Annotated in this window: 11 protein-coding genes; 8 read left to right on the top strand and 3 right to left on the bottom strand. The window is 36.4% G+C overall.

The window, feature by feature from the left end; genetic code table 11:
- Positions 1 to 29: 29 nt before the first annotated feature.
- Positions 30 to 1,667, top strand: coding sequence for a sulfatase family protein (locus tag I600_RS14105; RefSeq protein ID WP_058105207.1), 1,638 nt, complete (start codon positions 30 to 32; stop codon positions 1,665 to 1,667).
- Here the strand turns inward: I600_RS14105 and I600_RS14100 are convergent.
- Entirely contained in the window at positions 1,664 to 2,098 is a 435-nt protein-coding gene (locus I600_RS14100) for a BLUF domain-containing protein (protein ID WP_058105206.1), read from the bottom strand. The two genes, I600_RS14105 and I600_RS14100, sit on opposite strands and share 4 nt — an antisense overlap.
- A 224-nt stretch (positions 2,099 to 2,322) precedes the next feature.
- On the opposite strand from I600_RS14100, the gene I600_RS14095 reads away from it, so the two are divergent.
- Both I600_RS14095 and I600_RS14090 read left to right on the top strand, forming a co-directional pair.
- Complete coding sequence (locus tag I600_RS14095) at positions 2,323 to 2,796, top strand: hypothetical protein (protein WP_058105205.1); 474 nt, start codon at positions 2,323 to 2,325, stop codon at positions 2,794 to 2,796.
- Positions 2,797 to 2,907: 111 nt separating this feature from the next.
- The gene (locus I600_RS14090) at positions 2,908 to 3,417 is read left to right on the top strand and encodes a peroxiredoxin-like family protein (RefSeq protein ID WP_058105204.1); all 510 of its coding nucleotides are present in this window, start codon (positions 2,908 to 2,910) and stop codon (positions 3,415 to 3,417) included.
- 100 nt (positions 3,418 to 3,517) lie between these two features.
- Here the strand turns inward: I600_RS14090 and I600_RS14085 are convergent, their stop codons facing one another.
- Both I600_RS14085 and I600_RS14080 read right to left on the bottom strand, forming a co-directional pair.
- Positions 3,518 to 4,234 carry a ribonuclease activity regulator RraA gene (locus tag I600_RS14085; RefSeq protein WP_058105203.1) on the bottom strand — a complete coding sequence of 239 codons (717 nt, stop codon included), beginning with the start codon at positions 4,232 to 4,234 and terminating at the stop codon, positions 3,518 to 3,520.
- 19 nt (positions 4,235 to 4,253) lie between these two features.
- Positions 4,254 to 5,225 (bottom strand): sugar phosphate isomerase/epimerase family protein, encoded by a 972-nt coding sequence (locus I600_RS14080; RefSeq protein ID WP_058105202.1) that lies wholly within the window; start codon positions 5,223 to 5,225, stop codon positions 4,254 to 4,256.
- A 206-nt stretch (positions 5,226 to 5,431) separates the two neighbouring features.
- Here I600_RS14080 and I600_RS14075 point away from each other — a divergent pair, with 206 nt between their 5' ends.
- The 5 genes from I600_RS14075 to I600_RS14055 all read left to right on the top strand — a co-directional run bounded on the left by I600_RS14075 (position 5,432) and on the right by I600_RS14055 (position 15,198).
- Entirely contained in the window at positions 5,432 to 7,750 is a 2,319-nt protein-coding gene (locus I600_RS14075) for a chondroitinase-B domain-containing protein (protein ID WP_058105201.1), read from the top strand.
- Between the two features lie 11 nt (positions 7,751 to 7,761).
- Positions 7,762 to 9,987: a heparinase II/III family protein gene (locus tag I600_RS14070; protein WP_058105200.1), complete on the top strand. Its 2,226-nt coding sequence runs from the start codon at positions 7,762 to 7,764 to the stop codon at positions 9,985 to 9,987.
- 247 nt (positions 9,988 to 10,234) lie between these two features.
- Positions 10,235 to 12,568 carry a chondroitinase-B domain-containing protein gene (locus I600_RS14065; protein WP_058105199.1) on the top strand — a complete coding sequence of 778 codons (2,334 nt, stop codon included), beginning with the start codon at positions 10,235 to 10,237 and terminating at the stop codon, positions 12,566 to 12,568.
- An 8-nt stretch (positions 12,569 to 12,576) separates the two neighbouring features.
- Positions 12,577 to 14,808 (top strand): alginate lyase family protein, encoded by a 2,232-nt coding sequence (locus tag I600_RS14060; protein ID WP_058105198.1) that lies wholly within the window; start codon positions 12,577 to 12,579, stop codon positions 14,806 to 14,808.
- 15 nt (positions 14,809 to 14,823) lie between these two features.
- Positions 14,824 to 15,198: a cupin domain-containing protein gene (locus I600_RS14055; protein WP_058105197.1), complete on the top strand. Its 375-nt coding sequence runs from the start codon at positions 14,824 to 14,826 to the stop codon at positions 15,196 to 15,198.
- Positions 15,199 to 15,232: the final 34 nt, after the last annotated feature.

The following is a 15,232-nucleotide window of genomic DNA, read 5'->3' as shown; positions in this document are numbered from 1 at the left end:
CAATATTTAGAATAAAATTGAATTCGACTATGCGACTAGGCATCCTAACGCTTATAGGCTTATTGACCATTGCTTGTAACACCAAAATAAATACGAGTAAAAAAACCGCTCAAAAACCAAATATCGTATTTATCATGGCAGATGATCACGCCATTCAAGCAATAAGTGCTTATGGCCACCCCATCAGCAAATTGGCAAATACTCCTAATATTGATAGGATTGCCGAGAATGGAGCCATATTCCAAAACAGTTTTGTTACCAACTCCATTTGTGGTCCTAGCAGAGCAGTTATCCTCACCGGAAAACATAGTCATATAAACGGATTTAGACAAAACGGAGATCACTTTAATGGTAGTCAGCCCACATTACCTAAAATGCTACAGCAATCTGGTTATAACACCGCAGTATTCGGTAAGTGGCATCTACATGGTTATCCAGAAGGATTTGATCATTGGAAAATTATTGTAGACCAAGGAAACTATTATAATCCTGATTTTATTGAACATGGCGATACAACCCGTATAGAAGGCTATGCTACCGATATTATTACCAATGATGCCTTACAGTGGCTGCAACAGGACCGAACAGATTCTCTTCCATTTTTTTTAATGGTACAGCATAAGGCCCCGCATAGAAATTGGATGCCCGCACTGAGACATGCAAACCTTTACGATTCTATACAATTTCCATTACCCGATAGTTATTTTCCTGATTTTAATAAACAATGGGCTTCTAAAGAGCAACTACAGACCATATATAATGACATGTACGAAGGCCATGATTTAAAAATGACCAAATCTTTTGGGAGCACACAACTCCATAACAATCCATGGACCACGGACTTTGATAGAATGACCCCAAAACAGCGTGACGCTTGGAACGCCGCTTACTTAGATAAAAACAACGATTTTCATAAAGCTAACTTAACCGGTAAAGATTTGGCCATCTGGAAGGGTCAGCGTTACCTTCAAGATTATATGGCAACTATTGCCGCAGTAGATGAGGGTGTCGGCAAAATTCTTGATTATTTGGAAGAAAGCGGTCTTGACAAAAACACGCTAGTGGTCTACACTTCCGATCAAGGTTTTTGGATGGGTGAAAATGGTTGGTTCGATAAGCGTTTTATGTATGAAGAATCTTTTAAAACACCACTACTAATGCAGCTACCTGGGACCATAAGACCAGGAACCAAAATCAATGCCATGGTGCAAAATCTAGATTTCGCGCCTACTTTTTTAGAACTTACCGGGTTTTCCAATTTAAGTAAAGACATGCAAGGAGAATCTTTTTTCGGATTATTGAACGGGACACTTAACGAAGACGATTACAGAGATGTGGTTTACTATCATTATTACGATTACCCCGCATTTCACATGGTGAAGAAGCATTACGGTATACGAACAAAACGTTATAAACTAATACATTTTTATGATGATATAGATACTTGGGAGTTATACGACCTTGAAAAAGACCCAAATGAAAAAATGAATTTGATCATGAATACCGATTATGCCCAGGTCTTACATAGAATGCGCGTTAAATTGGATAGTGTACAAACACATTACAAGGTTACCGAAACTGAATTTAAAAAAGCTTCTAAAGATAAAGTGGACAAAGCCTACGAGCAATTTAAGAGACTTAGGGGCACACCCGCTACATTTAACTAGGCTCGCTGCTCTAGGCTGTTAAGTAAGTTCTTTGCCGCCAACCAAAATTTCTTGGTAGTGGGGTTTGGTATCACGTGCATTTCTTCATCTTCACCACTAGAACCCACCATAAGCTTTATATATTCAAATGCCTCATTAGGTATTTCATCCGATAGAAATGCCATACTCCAAGTATCAAACTCCCTAGAATAGATATTTCCCTCAGAGAGCAGCTTTACCTCATGATGTCGTTTATCAACCTTTATCCTTTCGAACAATGTCAATACAACTTCTGCTTCCCCTTCCAAATACTGTATAAACATTCCATCATGATATATTAAACAACCCGTAATATCATGTTTAAAATTAAAATCTCTTGAGGTATTGAGTATTTCATTTATTTGGGTTGCATTCAGTGTTTTGGCAATAGATCTATAAACCAAATTATACATAAAAACCGGTGTCTAATTATTAAATTCTACAACAATATCTTTAACATAGCGAGGGAACAAAAAGACATCTTTTTCTTACAATTATATTAAAAATAAATATCTTAACACTATTTAGTACCTAATCTTCTAAATTAAATCTGTAGGGTCAATTTTATTTTTTATAGCGACTATAGTATTTACATATATACCATAATTTTCAGTAACACTCTTAAAACATGAAGATTATGAAAAATACAATAGGTATAACTACAGCATTGACCTTGATATTAGCATCATGCTCAAGCACAAAACAGACTTCAACAAATCAAACAGAAACCGTTACCGAGCAGGTAAGTACTGAACAAAACGTAACAACTGCGAATACAAATTCTGAAGCCTCCAACACATCGGTTATTGATCAGCAAAACACGGCCGCACAAGCTAATGGCTCAACAGGTGCCATGAACAACGTTATGGCAAAAGGTAGCACAACTACCATTAGAGATGAATATGCTGATATGTTCACAAAATTGGAAATGAGCAACGAACAAATAAGTACGTTTACCGCTGCCATGAACAGATTTAAAACTAAACAGGCCAACACACCAAGTGGCGAAATGTTAGGAAGTATTGAAAGTGAACGTACCCGACAATTAGAAGAAATTCTTTCTAGTGGCCAATATGCAAAGTATGAAGAATGGTTAGCTAATAATCAGTAAGTAGCTACGGCTTTCATTCATGTATTGCATCAATTCTATAAGCTATTCAACAAACTTTTGAGCAAAGCCCCTTGTACCTTTATACAATACTAATTATAAAATAATATTACTATGATAAAACCTACGCAAGAAGTACCTGAGTTAAAATTGCCGTTGATCAATGATACAAAATGGAGTTTGTATGATCAAGATAGTAAAGCATTTACAATGCTTGTTTTCTATAGAGGTCTACATTGCCCCGTTTGTAAAAACTACCTTGAAGCCCTAACAAAAAAATTAAAGGATTTTAGCGATAGAGGTGTTCATTTAATCGCCATAAGTAGCGATAGTGAAGAAAGAGCAAAAAAGGCTGGTAACGAATGGAATATTCCTGAGCTACCCGTTGGTTATAATTTACCTATTGAAACCGCAAGGGAATGGGGGCTATATGTTTCTAAAAAAACATCTGACAAAGAGCCAGATGAATTTTCAGAACCAGGATTGTTTTTAATTCGACCAGATAATACTTTATATGCAAGTGCCATACAGACCATGCCATTTGCAAGACCTAACTGGGACGATATTTTAAACGCAATTGACTACGTTACCAAAAATGATTATCCTGCCAGAGGTGGAGAATAAAAATTTGCGCTTTGTTATAATAGCACGCAACAAAAAAAGTGATTTGAATTCTTAAGAATCAAATCACTTTTTTTCTGTTTTCAATCTATGTTAATTTCGTTTATTCTTTCTTCTCTTTCCACTTTTCAAACTTGGCTTTTGCTTCATCGCTCACCATAGGATAAAGCCCGATAATAGGCGTACCTGCCTGTACACTTTCCATTACGAACTCTTCATACATGGTCATTTCTAAACATTCATTGGCTACTTCATCTGCAAGATGTGCAGGAATAACCATTACACCATCATCATCACCCAGTATAATATCTCCAGGAAATACCGCAACATCACCACAACCGATCGGATCATTTATAGCAATTGCCTGGTGCAGGGTAAGGTTTGTAGGTGCCGATGGTCTATTATGGAAGGATGAAAAATCCAGATCCGCAATTTCCGCAGAATCCCTAAAACCGCCGTCGGTAACAATTCCAGATACCCCACGAACCATTAACCTTGTTACCAATATTGACCCTGCCGATGCCGCCCTTGCATTCTGGCGGCTATCTATAACCAAAACAGCACCTTCTGGACACTGCTCTACTGCTACCCTTTGCAAATGCTTTGGGTCTCTAAATACTGAAATTGGATTAAGATCTTCCCTTGCCGGTATATAACGCAGAGTATACGCTTCGCCGACCATAGTAGGCCTTCCTAATTTCAACGGTTTAACATGCTGTATAAATTGATTTTTCAATCCTTTTTTAAAAAGACATGTTGCTACAGTAGCGGTACTTACTTTTTTTAATTTGTTTTTTGTAGATGTTGATACTTTGGTCATAATTGCTTCTTCAATAATTTTAATATTCCGCCTTTTTCCATGCTTCTTTGATAAAGGTTAAATCCTTTTTCATTTTAGCGAATACTTCTTTTTTATCCATTTTTATGGTTGTTGCACCATGTTCCGCACCACCAAGATCATATTCTAAATGCAATGACATAGGCACCTTAATTTTATACTTTTTTAGTATAGAGAAATAATGTACAAAATCTACCATTCCCTCACCTAAAGGGGTATTGATCGGCTGCCATACACCATCTTTTAGACCCCACTTAAAATCTTTGATGACCAAAGATTTTATGAATGGCCGAATACGCCTTAAATCTAATTCCCAACTTTTACCTCCCTCTACTATGGCATGCCTAATATCATACTGACAACCGAGAAAATTAGTATCTGACTTGGCAAAAATAGGTGGCAGATCCCAAATTGGGGCACCTACATGATTACCCGCATGGTTTTGATAACAACCAACCAAACGTAATTGTTTATTTACATCTGCCAACTTCTTCGCTTGATCAGCAAACTCCTCCATACTTTCATCTATGGTTTTTTCCTCAGGATAAGATAACCAACCGGTACGATAATGTGTAAAACCTAATTGACTTGCGGTCTGTAATACATTCAACTCATTTGGTTGTGAAATATCCCAAACGTTAGTGGTCATCATTTGTGGTTTTAACCCGTACTTCTTCATTGCTTCTACTACGCGAGGCAAATCGTTTTTAACATTATCTGGCAATACATGACCTTTTGGGCGTACGGTTACATCCAATCCATTAAATCCTATTTCTGCCGCTTGTGCAGACATTTCATTGTAATCCAAAAATTGTAAATGTTTGGAGAACAGATTGATTTCCAATTCGCCTTCACTCGTAGCTAATGATGGAAAAAAAGAATTATTTATATGTAGTAACGGTATGCCTGCCAAGGCACTAGCAGATTTTTTCGCGAATTCTCTTCTTGATATCGATTTATTATCATTTCTCATTTTCACCTACTTAAAATTGTTTTACTGCCAGTTTTAATGTTAAAAATTTGGAGGTCTTACAAATATATGTATTTTTGGTCAACCAAACTGGTTAACCAGTTTTGATAAATTGACCTATTTTTTGACGATTAAATCTAATGTCAAATCACAACTAATAACATACACCTGTCACATTACATTTATAGAACAAGATTAACCCCGTTATAATGAAAAAGTATTTTACACTATTAGCTGCCGTCTTACTCCTAATTTCTTGCGGTAAAAAGACCAACGTAAATAATATTACCGTAAAGGATATCAGTGAGCTAAATACGGCATTAGCAAATGCAAAACCTGGTGATGAAATTGTTATGACCAATGGTGATTGGAAAAATGTAAACATTAAGTTTGTGGCCTACGGCAACGAACAGAACCCTATCACCTTAAAAGCCGAAACCCCCGGAGAGGTTAAAATCACAGGAACATCTGACCTTAAAATTGGTGGTGAATATCTTATTGTAGATGGTTTACATTTTGTTAATGGAGCTTCTCCAACAGATGCCGTTATAGATTTTGGTATTGATCAGGATACAGTAGCCAATCACTGCAAAGTAATCAATAGCGCTATAACCGATTTTAATAAGGCGCAAAGGAACATGACGGATTTATGGGTTCGTTTTAGAGGAAGACATAATGAGCTTGACCATTGCTATATTGCAGGAAAATCAAATAGAGGACCAACAGTTAGAATAGATTTAGCAGGAAACAACAGCATCAAAAATTACCATAAGATTACCAACAATTATTTTGGACCAAGACCTCCAAAAGGTGGTCCCAGTGCAGAGACCATTCAACTAGGTAATAGTTTTACATCTATGGCTCCTAGCCATACCTTGGTAGCCAACAACTTTTTTGATCATTGTAATGGCGAGGTAGAGGTTATCTCTAGCAAAACAAATTTCAATGAATTTAGAAACAATGTATTTTATAAAAGTGAAGGATCATTGGTTACCAGACATGGTAACTACTGTATTGTAGATGGTAATATTTTTATTGGTGATGAAAAATCTGACCAAATTGGTGGCGTAAGGCTAATAGGTACGGGTCATTGGGTGACCAATAACTACTTTTATAACTTGAACGGACAAACGTTTAGAAGCCCATTGGCTGTTATGAACGGAATTCCTAAATCTCCATTAAATAGATATTTACAGGTTACAGATGTCGTTGTCGCTAATAATTCTTGGGTAAACTGTGTGTCTCCTTGGCAATTTGGCGTAGGATCCAATGTTGACCAAAAAGACATACTACCTAAATCAGAGATAAGATCGGCAACCCCTATACGTACCATAGTAGCCAATAACCTAATCTATAACGAAACACCGGACAAACAACCTATAGTCACCCATGATTCTATAGATGGTATTTTGTTCAAGAGCAATATGATCAACAACCAAGGCGGCATTTTCAAAACGGTAGACGGACTCATACAAGAAGATATTGCTATGACGGTTGCCAAAGGAGATATATTAATGCCCGAAAAAACAATGCCCGATTTTAAGCTGTACCACGGCTTTGAATTTGACCAGATCAAAACAGATCTTTTTGGTAGTCCCAGAGCTGATCACAACATGGTTGGCGCAGTTGTAGAAAAGCCATCTGACAAAAGTGATATGATGAATATTTCATTATATGGACCAGATTGGTACAACAAAGACACCGCTAAAAACTCTTTGACCAAAACACATACCGCTGCCAACACAACAGCACTTATAAGCGCTTTGTCTTCTGCAAATAGTGGGGATACCATTGTACTATCTGCCGATCGTTATGAGATAAATTCCCCCTTAAAAATCAATAAAAAAATAGTTATTACCGGTCCTTCAAACAACTCAAAGACCACCATACAATATAGTGGAGCATCTAAATCTCCTGCTTTTGAAATGCACCCAAAAGGCGAACTTATGCTTAGAAATGTTCATTTAAATGGTCAAAAAGAACAATACGCTTTTGCTAGTTTAAAAGAAAGCATGTCCAGCTTATATAATCTTACTGTTGAAAACTGTATTATTTCTGACTTTGATTACGTTCTAAAAGCCTTTAAATACTCCTTCTCAGAACATATCACTTTTGAATCTACATCGGTATTAAACTGTACAAACGGACTTGAACTATCTGAAGAAACTGAAGACAAAGGAGAATACAATGCAGAAAACATAACCATTAACAACAGCACATTTGATGGTGTAACCAGCAATGTAATCGACTATTACAGAGGTGGCTATGATGAATCTACCGTTGGCGGTAATCTAATCATTACCAATAGCACTTTTACGCATTGTGGCTCAAAAGCTGAAGAAGGATTACTACTGAATACCTACGGGATTATCAATGTACACCTTAAAAACAATGAGTTTATAGATAATCCTGTAAAACTTGTTGCACGTCTTTGGGGAGCCAAAAACAATAATGCTTCTGGTAATGAAATTAAAAATTCTGGGGAATTGGTGGTACAAGAGAATTTGCCATTAAAACTAATGTATTAACATATTAAAATATGAAAAATACGGCAGCCCTTTTCCTTATAGGATTTTCAACAATGCTATGTGCTCAACATATTTCCTCAGATAGCGTTTTAGGTGTAAATGAACTTGCCACTGTTCTTAAACCCGAGACAAAAGCTGAGTTTTCTGAAGAAAACAACATTACGGAAAAACAATTGGCAGCCTATTTTAGAAGAAAGTTTACAGAACGTTTTTTCTATGATTACCGCACTGTTGATAATAGACTAGCCCTTTACAAAGAGAAGTATCATAATTTTGAGGAGCACAAGAGCAGGGCACAAGACCATATCTCAAAATACGCTGATTCTACCCAATGGGTTTTGCCTTTTAATTATTTAAACGGAGATAAAGTAAATGCTTACGCGCTACGCCATTTAGCCAGACAGCACAAAATGGCAGATATTATTCTCACCTATTTTAATGAGGATAGAGACCCAAAACACATTCAATATTTTGAAACTCAAATGCGCTCCTTAAATACCGCACTTGAAAGTGGAGCTTATGAAAAAATTGAAGATGGTAACGGAGTGTATGAGGTATTTAGATCCGGATATAGAATACTGAATTGGTTGTGGATCCATAATTTAATCTTGAACGAAGCCGAATATTCAGATAGGGACCAATTAACCACAATAGCTACCCTTTTACAACACGGGCAACACCTTTACGAAAGAAACCAAGAGTTTCAACCAGGTAACCATCAAACAAGAGGTATGTCGGCTTTGGCAATGTTATCTATTTTATTGAGGGATTTTGAAGGTACAGAGTTGTGGTACAACACAGCAATGCAGCGCCTTAGTGAGCATTTGGATAAGGAAATCAATGATGACGGATTTCAATTTGAACGTTCTGTTCATTACCATATGAGCGACATCAATAATTATTATTACGTATACCAATTAGCTAAGATCAACAACATAACTATTGATACTTCTTGGAAGAACAAGCTTGAGGGCTTATTCTCTACATTGGCAAAAATAGCTTACCCAGATAAAAGTGCACCTGTATTACAAGATGATACTGAAATTCCTTGGGCAGAAACCAATGATATATCAAAGGTTATGACCCTTGGATATTTATTATTTGAAAATCCTGAGTTTGGGTATTTTGCCTCGGATAATGTAGATGATAGAATGTATTGGTTCTTAAATCAAAATCAGCTGAATTTATTGCAAAATATTGAACGTAAGAAACCTACTTATGGATCTCTTGCACTAACGGACACTCACTATTACGTTATGCGTGAAGGATGGAATGCAAATGATAAAATGATGATGATTAGTGCCGGATTAGACGAGGACAAACCAGACCACCAACATGGAGATATGCTAGGCATACAAGCCATGGCAAACGGTCATGCCATTCTACCAAATTATCAGGTTAGATATTCGCTGAAAGATTTTGAATTATTCAAGAACTCCATGGTTAAGAATGTGGCTTTAGTAGATAACGAGCTACAGGGAAAACAATGGACTTCTAACAAAGGAGGCAGTGGCTTTGGCAAATTTGGTAATTTGCCAAAGCCAACCGTTATTAATTGGACCACGCACAAAGATTATGACCTGTTCATTGGAAAGCATGATGGTTTTGACAACCTAGGTGTTAGTTACTCAAGACAGGTCATCTCTGTAAAAAATGATTTTTGGATCGTGAAAGACAACTTTTCCTCTGATCAAGAACATGAGTACAAACAAGTTTGGCAAGGACATTATACAAATGAAAATGGATCCAATCTTTTACGGGCTACCGCACCTGACGCTAGCGGACATGACATCTTACAATTATATGCCACAGATACCGTAATCACTTCTGGCAGCAGAGGAAAAAATTGGTCTCAAGTTTCTAAATTGAATAAGAAGAATTTTAGCTTTTTGACCCTTATATATCCGTACGAAGGCTATGACAACAGAATTGATGAGACTAGTGAAACGTTAAATTTGAACGAATGGAACATAAACGCATCTCTTTCCAAAATTCAAAATGCAGTCTATACCATCATCAGCAAAGAAAACACGGCTTATTTCTTTAATGCAAATAATATCTTGTTCAAAGAACTGAGCGTGAGAACTTCCAAAAATGCGGATTTTATCATTCAAAAAGTTGGAAATACATATCAAATCACTTTTACTAGTGCGGATGAAAATTCTTTTACGGTTTCAAAATTAAAATCTCCTGAAGAAACCAAAACCCTACTACCAGGGGAAACTTGGGAATTATAATAGCATCGCCCTCTATAATAACCCTATTCAACCAATTTACAATAAGGCATTTAGTGAACAAATTTTATTGGAGAAATCACGAAAATCAGCGACCGAATTTCAAAATTTAAATATTACGAAATTGGTAATTGACCAAGGCATTATTTATCAATACATAATTAAAAACACCTATAATATGTTAAATATTTGCTAGTCTTACAAATATCCTTATTTTTGGTAAACCAATTTGGTTAACCAGTTTTGCTTTATGAAACTTCATCATCTATTATTTTCAATTTTATGTCTTTGTTTGGTATTCTCCTTTACGCCAAGCCCATCCTCTAACCTTGTGCATACCGTAGAAGAGTTTGAAGCTAAACTAAAACAAGTACAACCTGGTGATAGTATTGTACTCGCCAATGGAGTATGGACAGATGCTGAATTACTTTTTGAAGCGAACGGCACGGCAGAAAACCCCATAACACTTACTGTTGAAGAAATGGGTAAAGTCATTTTATCAGGTGAATCTAACCTTAGAATAGCCGGAGATCATTTAATTGTCAAGGGCTTGGTTTTTAAAAATGGCCACACCCCTACCAATGCTGTAATTTCATTTAGAAAGAGTAGGGAAAAAATGGCAAATAATTGCCGGTTAACCGAATGTGTAATCGATAACTACAACAACCCAGAACGTCAAGTACAGGACTATTGGATCACCATTTTCGGAAAAAACAATAGAATTGACCACAATCACATTGCTGGAAAAAAGAACTTGGGCGTTACCATGATCGTTGGTTTAGATACTGAAGATAGTAGAGCCAATAACCACCAAATTGACCATAATTATTTTGGACCACGCCCTACGTACGGTAATAACGGAGGCGAGACCTTAAGAATTGGAACCAGCCACCATGCATTGGAAAAATCCAACACATTGGTTGAATCCAATTATTTTGACAGAACTAATGGGGAGCATGAAATTATATCGAACAAGTCTTGTAATAACACGTTCAAGTATAATACTTTCTTTGAATGTACCGGCACATTGACTATGCGCCATGGTAATGAAACCTTAGTGGATGGCAATGTGTTCATAGGAAACAACAAACCTAGCACTGGTGGCATTCGTGTAATCAATGAAAGCCAAACCGTAATAAATAACTACCATATTGGCTTAACCGGCTATCGTTTTAGAGGTGCTTTTGTTATGATGAACGGTGTACCAAACTCACCTCCTAATAGATATGTACCTGTTATAGATTCTAAAGTAAACAACAACACATTTGTAAATTGTGATAATATTCTTTTTGGTGCAGGCAGCGACGAAGAAAGAAGTCAGGCTCCAAGGACATCAGAGTTTTCAGAGAACATCATTTATAATGAAAGCAAAAAAGATGTTTTCACCATTGATGATGATATTAGCGGCATTACTTTTAAAAATAATATTCTTGGTGAACATTCTGAAACCACTATAGAAGAAGGGTTTAAAAATGCCAAAATTAAACTGGTAAAAGACGAGAACGGATTATTGATTCCTACTTCTAATAAAATCAAATCGAAAGTATCTATCAGTCCTAAAATTGCAACTAAAGAAAATACAGGTACAACCTGGTATTCTAAAACTGATAATTACGTGACCTTAAACTCTGGCAACGTGATCAATGTTGAAGCTGGCATTAACACCCTGTACGAGGTGGTAAAAACATCAAAACCTGGTGATATTATTGTATTGGAAGATGGTGGTACTTATTTACTGACCAAAGCGGTTAACATTAACCATCCACTTACTTTTAAAACACTAGGTAGTGAAAAAGCAACTATTCTCTTTGAAAGAATGATGGCTTTTGAAATACAGAACGGTGGTAGTCTATCACTGGAAAACATCACTTTTGACGGTACAAAATCTCCGGATTACGCAGGTAACGCTGTAATAAGTACCAGCAAAACCAGTATGATAGATAATTACAAACTGTTTATAGAAAAGTGTGAATTCAAAGATATGGTTGTCAACCACTCGTTTGATGTACTACGTGTTTCTAAAGGAACTTTTGCCGATACCATTAGCATAAAGAACTCTAGCTTTAAGAATATTTCTGGAAGTATTGCCGCATTGGACAAAGAAACAGATGACATTGGCGCATATAATGTAGAGTATTTTATAATGAAAAATAACGCTATAAATAATTTACAGGGCGCTGCATTACGATTATACAGAGGCGGTAAAGATGAAAGTACTTTTGGTCCGTTCTTAGAAGTAGAACACAACGTTTTTGACCATGTAGGTTATGGCAAAAAGAACAAATATGAAGCTACCCTTTCATTATACGGCGTGCAGGAAATTGATATCAAGAACAATATTTTTAAGGACAGTAAAGCCATAAACATGCATTTGGTAGTTGGTGAACCTATTGTAAAAGTTCTTAACAACGCTTTAAGCAATTCAGAAAAACTGATCGTTACCGGAGATCAAAAATATCATGTAGAAAATCAGTGGCAACTTACCCCTGATTTTAAAGAAAGTAGCAATTATTCATTAAGTACAGACTCCCCTTTAAAAGGTAAAGGTACCGATGGCAAAGACTTAGGTCTTATTAAAAATTAACAACAAGAATGACCAAAAACATAACAACAATACAAGTAATTATTTGCTGCATTTTTCTTTGTTTCAGCACAATGGCCCAAGAGCACCCCAGCTTGATTCTTACCAAAGCCGGCGTTCAAAATATACGGGCAGAACTGGGTAATGTTCCCCTCTTTGATGCATCGCTAGAAAAGTTAAAACAAGAGGTTGATGCAGAGATTGCACTAGGTATTGACACTCCGGTGCCACAAGATTATTCTGGTGGTTATACACATGAACGTCATAAACGTAATATGGTGGTCATGCAGCAAGCAGGTGTTCTCTATCAAATTTTAGATGATGCAAAGTATGCCAAATATGTAAAAGACATGCTTATGCAATATGAAGCAATGTACAAGACCTTACCCTTACACCCTAAAACAAGGTCGTACGCAAGAGGTAAATTATTTTGGCAATGTTTAAATGACTCTAATTGGCTGGTCTATGTTAGTCAGGCATATGATTGCATTTATGATTATTTGGATAAAGCCGAAAGAAAGAAACTTGAAAAAAATCTTTTTAGACCTTTTGCCGACCATATATCCGTAGATAGTCCGCAATTCTATCAAAGAGTACACAACCACAGCACGTGGGGTAATGCCGCCGTAGGTATGATAGGCTTGGTCATGAACGATAAAGAATTGATTGATCGCGCCTTATATGGCATAAAAGGGGTCAGTTTAGATAAGACAGCAAAAGATGATGATGGCGGTTTCTTAAATAAGGATGGTAAGGCAGGATTTTTAGCAAACATAGAAGAACCATTTTCCCCGGATGGCTATTATAACGAAGGTCCATATTATCAACGTTATGCCATGTATCCATTTCTAATTTTTGCGGAAGGATTACATAACGTAAAACCTGAACTTAAAATTTTTGAATACAAAGACGGCGTACTGTTAAAATCTATAGATGCACTTCTAAATTTATCTGATGCAGACGGTGATTTCTTCCCCCTTAACGACGGTCAAAAAGGAATGTCCTATTATAATAACGCATTGGTTACAGCCGTAGATATTTCTTATTATTTTGGCAATCAAGATCCTGGTCTTTTAAGTATTGCCGCTAAACAGAACAAAGTTTTGCTAGATGATACCGGACTTGCCGTTGCCTTAGGTGTTAAGAATGGAAAAGCGGAGCCTTTTGAAAAAAAATCCATCAACCTGTCTGATGGACCAGAAGGCAAACAAGGTGGTGTGGGAATTCTAAGAAGCGATGGATTAGAGCTTGTTTTTAAATATGCTTCTCAAGGATCTAGTCACGGTCATTATGATAAACTCTCATATTCTTATTATGAAAATGGAGATGAAGTATTACAGGATTACGGATTGGCACGTTTTGTAAATATTGAACAAAAAGGCGGTGGAAATTATCTAAAAGAGAACAAAACTTGGGCAAAACAAACCGTTGCGCATAACACGCTGGTTCAAAATGAACAGTCTCATTACCAAGGAAAATATGATATAGGTAGCAAGTATCACCCAAATTTATACCTATTTGATAGCTCTCAAGAAAATATTCAAATTGTTAGTGCTACAGAAACAAATGCCTATCCTGGAACAAAAATGCAAAGGACCATGGCCATCATTAAACAAGATGGATTTGAAAAACCGTTTATGTTGGATATTCTAAAAGTGACATCGGACAGTACAAACCAATATGACCTTCCATTCTATTTTATGGGACAAGTAGTAAAAACCAATGTAGACTATAAAATCCCCAATACCCTTGAACCTTTAGGTGAACGTAACGGCTACCAACATTTATGGTCAGAAGGTACCGGAATGACAAATAACGAAAACACAAAGTTCAGTTGGCTGGACAATGGTAGATTTTACACCATGACATCAGCTACATTACCAAATGATGAATTAAAATTGGTTAGAATTGGCGCCAACGATCCAGAATTTAATTTGAGGAGAGAAGCAGGTGTAATTTTACGTAGAAAAGACACCAACAATACATTGTTTGTTTCTACAATTGAATCTCATGGTAGTTATAGTCCGGTTTCGGAATTAGCCATAAACTCTAACAGTAACATCAAAGAATTGAAAGTTGTAGTAGATACCGCAGCATATACTGCCATTGAGATTACAGCTGTTAATAACGAAACAAGCCTATTCATTATAGCCAATACAAACAACTCTAAGGAAGCTGAACATAAATTAAAAATTAACGATAAGAATTATGAATGGTCAGGTTCTTATCACTTTAACAAATAATAACAGAAATAGATTATGAAAAGATTTAGTGAAAAATATGTCATTGCAAAAGATATGGAATGGGAAGTTCTTGGTGGCGGAGTATCAAGAAAATTCTTAGGCTATGACAACCAAATTATGATGGTAAGAGTTAAATTCGACAAAGGAGCACTAGGGGCTCCACATCAACATTTTCATACACAGGCTACTTATTGTGTGTCAGGAAAATTCGAATTTGAAATTGACGGTGTAAAACAAATTGTAGAAGCGGGAGACGGTGTTTATATTGAGCCAAATTTACTACATAGCGCAGTTTGCCTTGAAGAAGGAGAACTTATTGATACTTTCAGCCCTGTAAGAGAAGATTTCTTAACAGGTGAGGGTCCATCTTACTTTGGTGACAAAAAATAATTAAGATACATATTTCAATTAACGCTACATTTTG

Source organism: Maribacter dokdonensis DSW-8 (genome assembly GCF_001447995.1).
In the GTDB taxonomy this organism is placed as follows: Bacteria; Bacteroidota; Bacteroidia; order Flavobacteriales; family Flavobacteriaceae; genus Maribacter; species Maribacter dokdonensis.
Note: the sequence above shows the minus strand (reverse complement) of the source record. Positions and strands in the feature narration are given on the sequence as shown.

Excerpts from the sequence above, each read along its gene's own strand:
- I600_RS14105 (WP_058105207.1), top strand. The coding sequence starts at position 30 with ATGCGACTAGGCATCCTAACGCTTATAGGCTTATTGACCATTGCTTGT.
- I600_RS14100 (WP_058105206.1), bottom strand. The coding sequence starts at position 2,098 with ATGTATAATTTGGTTTATAGATCTATTGCCAAAACACTGAATGCAACC.
- I600_RS14095 (WP_058105205.1), top strand. The coding sequence starts at position 2,323 with ATGAAAAATACAATAGGTATAACTACAGCATTGACCTTGATATTAGCA.
- I600_RS14090 (WP_058105204.1), top strand. The coding sequence starts at position 2,908 with ATGATAAAACCTACGCAAGAAGTACCTGAGTTAAAATTGCCGTTGATC.
- I600_RS14085 (WP_058105203.1), bottom strand. The coding sequence starts at position 4,234 with ATGACCAAAGTATCAACATCTACAAAAAACAAATTAAAAAAAGTAAGT.
- I600_RS14080 (WP_058105202.1), bottom strand. The coding sequence starts at position 5,225 with ATGAGAAATGATAATAAATCGATATCAAGAAGAGAATTCGCGAAAAAA.
- I600_RS14075 (WP_058105201.1), top strand. The coding sequence starts at position 5,432 with ATGAAAAAGTATTTTACACTATTAGCTGCCGTCTTACTCCTAATTTCT.
- I600_RS14070 (WP_058105200.1), top strand. The coding sequence starts at position 7,762 with ATGAAAAATACGGCAGCCCTTTTCCTTATAGGATTTTCAACAATGCTA.
- I600_RS14065 (WP_058105199.1), top strand. The coding sequence starts at position 10,235 with ATGAAACTTCATCATCTATTATTTTCAATTTTATGTCTTTGTTTGGTA.
- I600_RS14060 (WP_058105198.1), top strand. The coding sequence starts at position 12,577 with ATGACCAAAAACATAACAACAATACAAGTAATTATTTGCTGCATTTTT.
- I600_RS14055 (WP_058105197.1), top strand. The coding sequence starts at position 14,824 with ATGAAAAGATTTAGTGAAAAATATGTCATTGCAAAAGATATGGAATGG.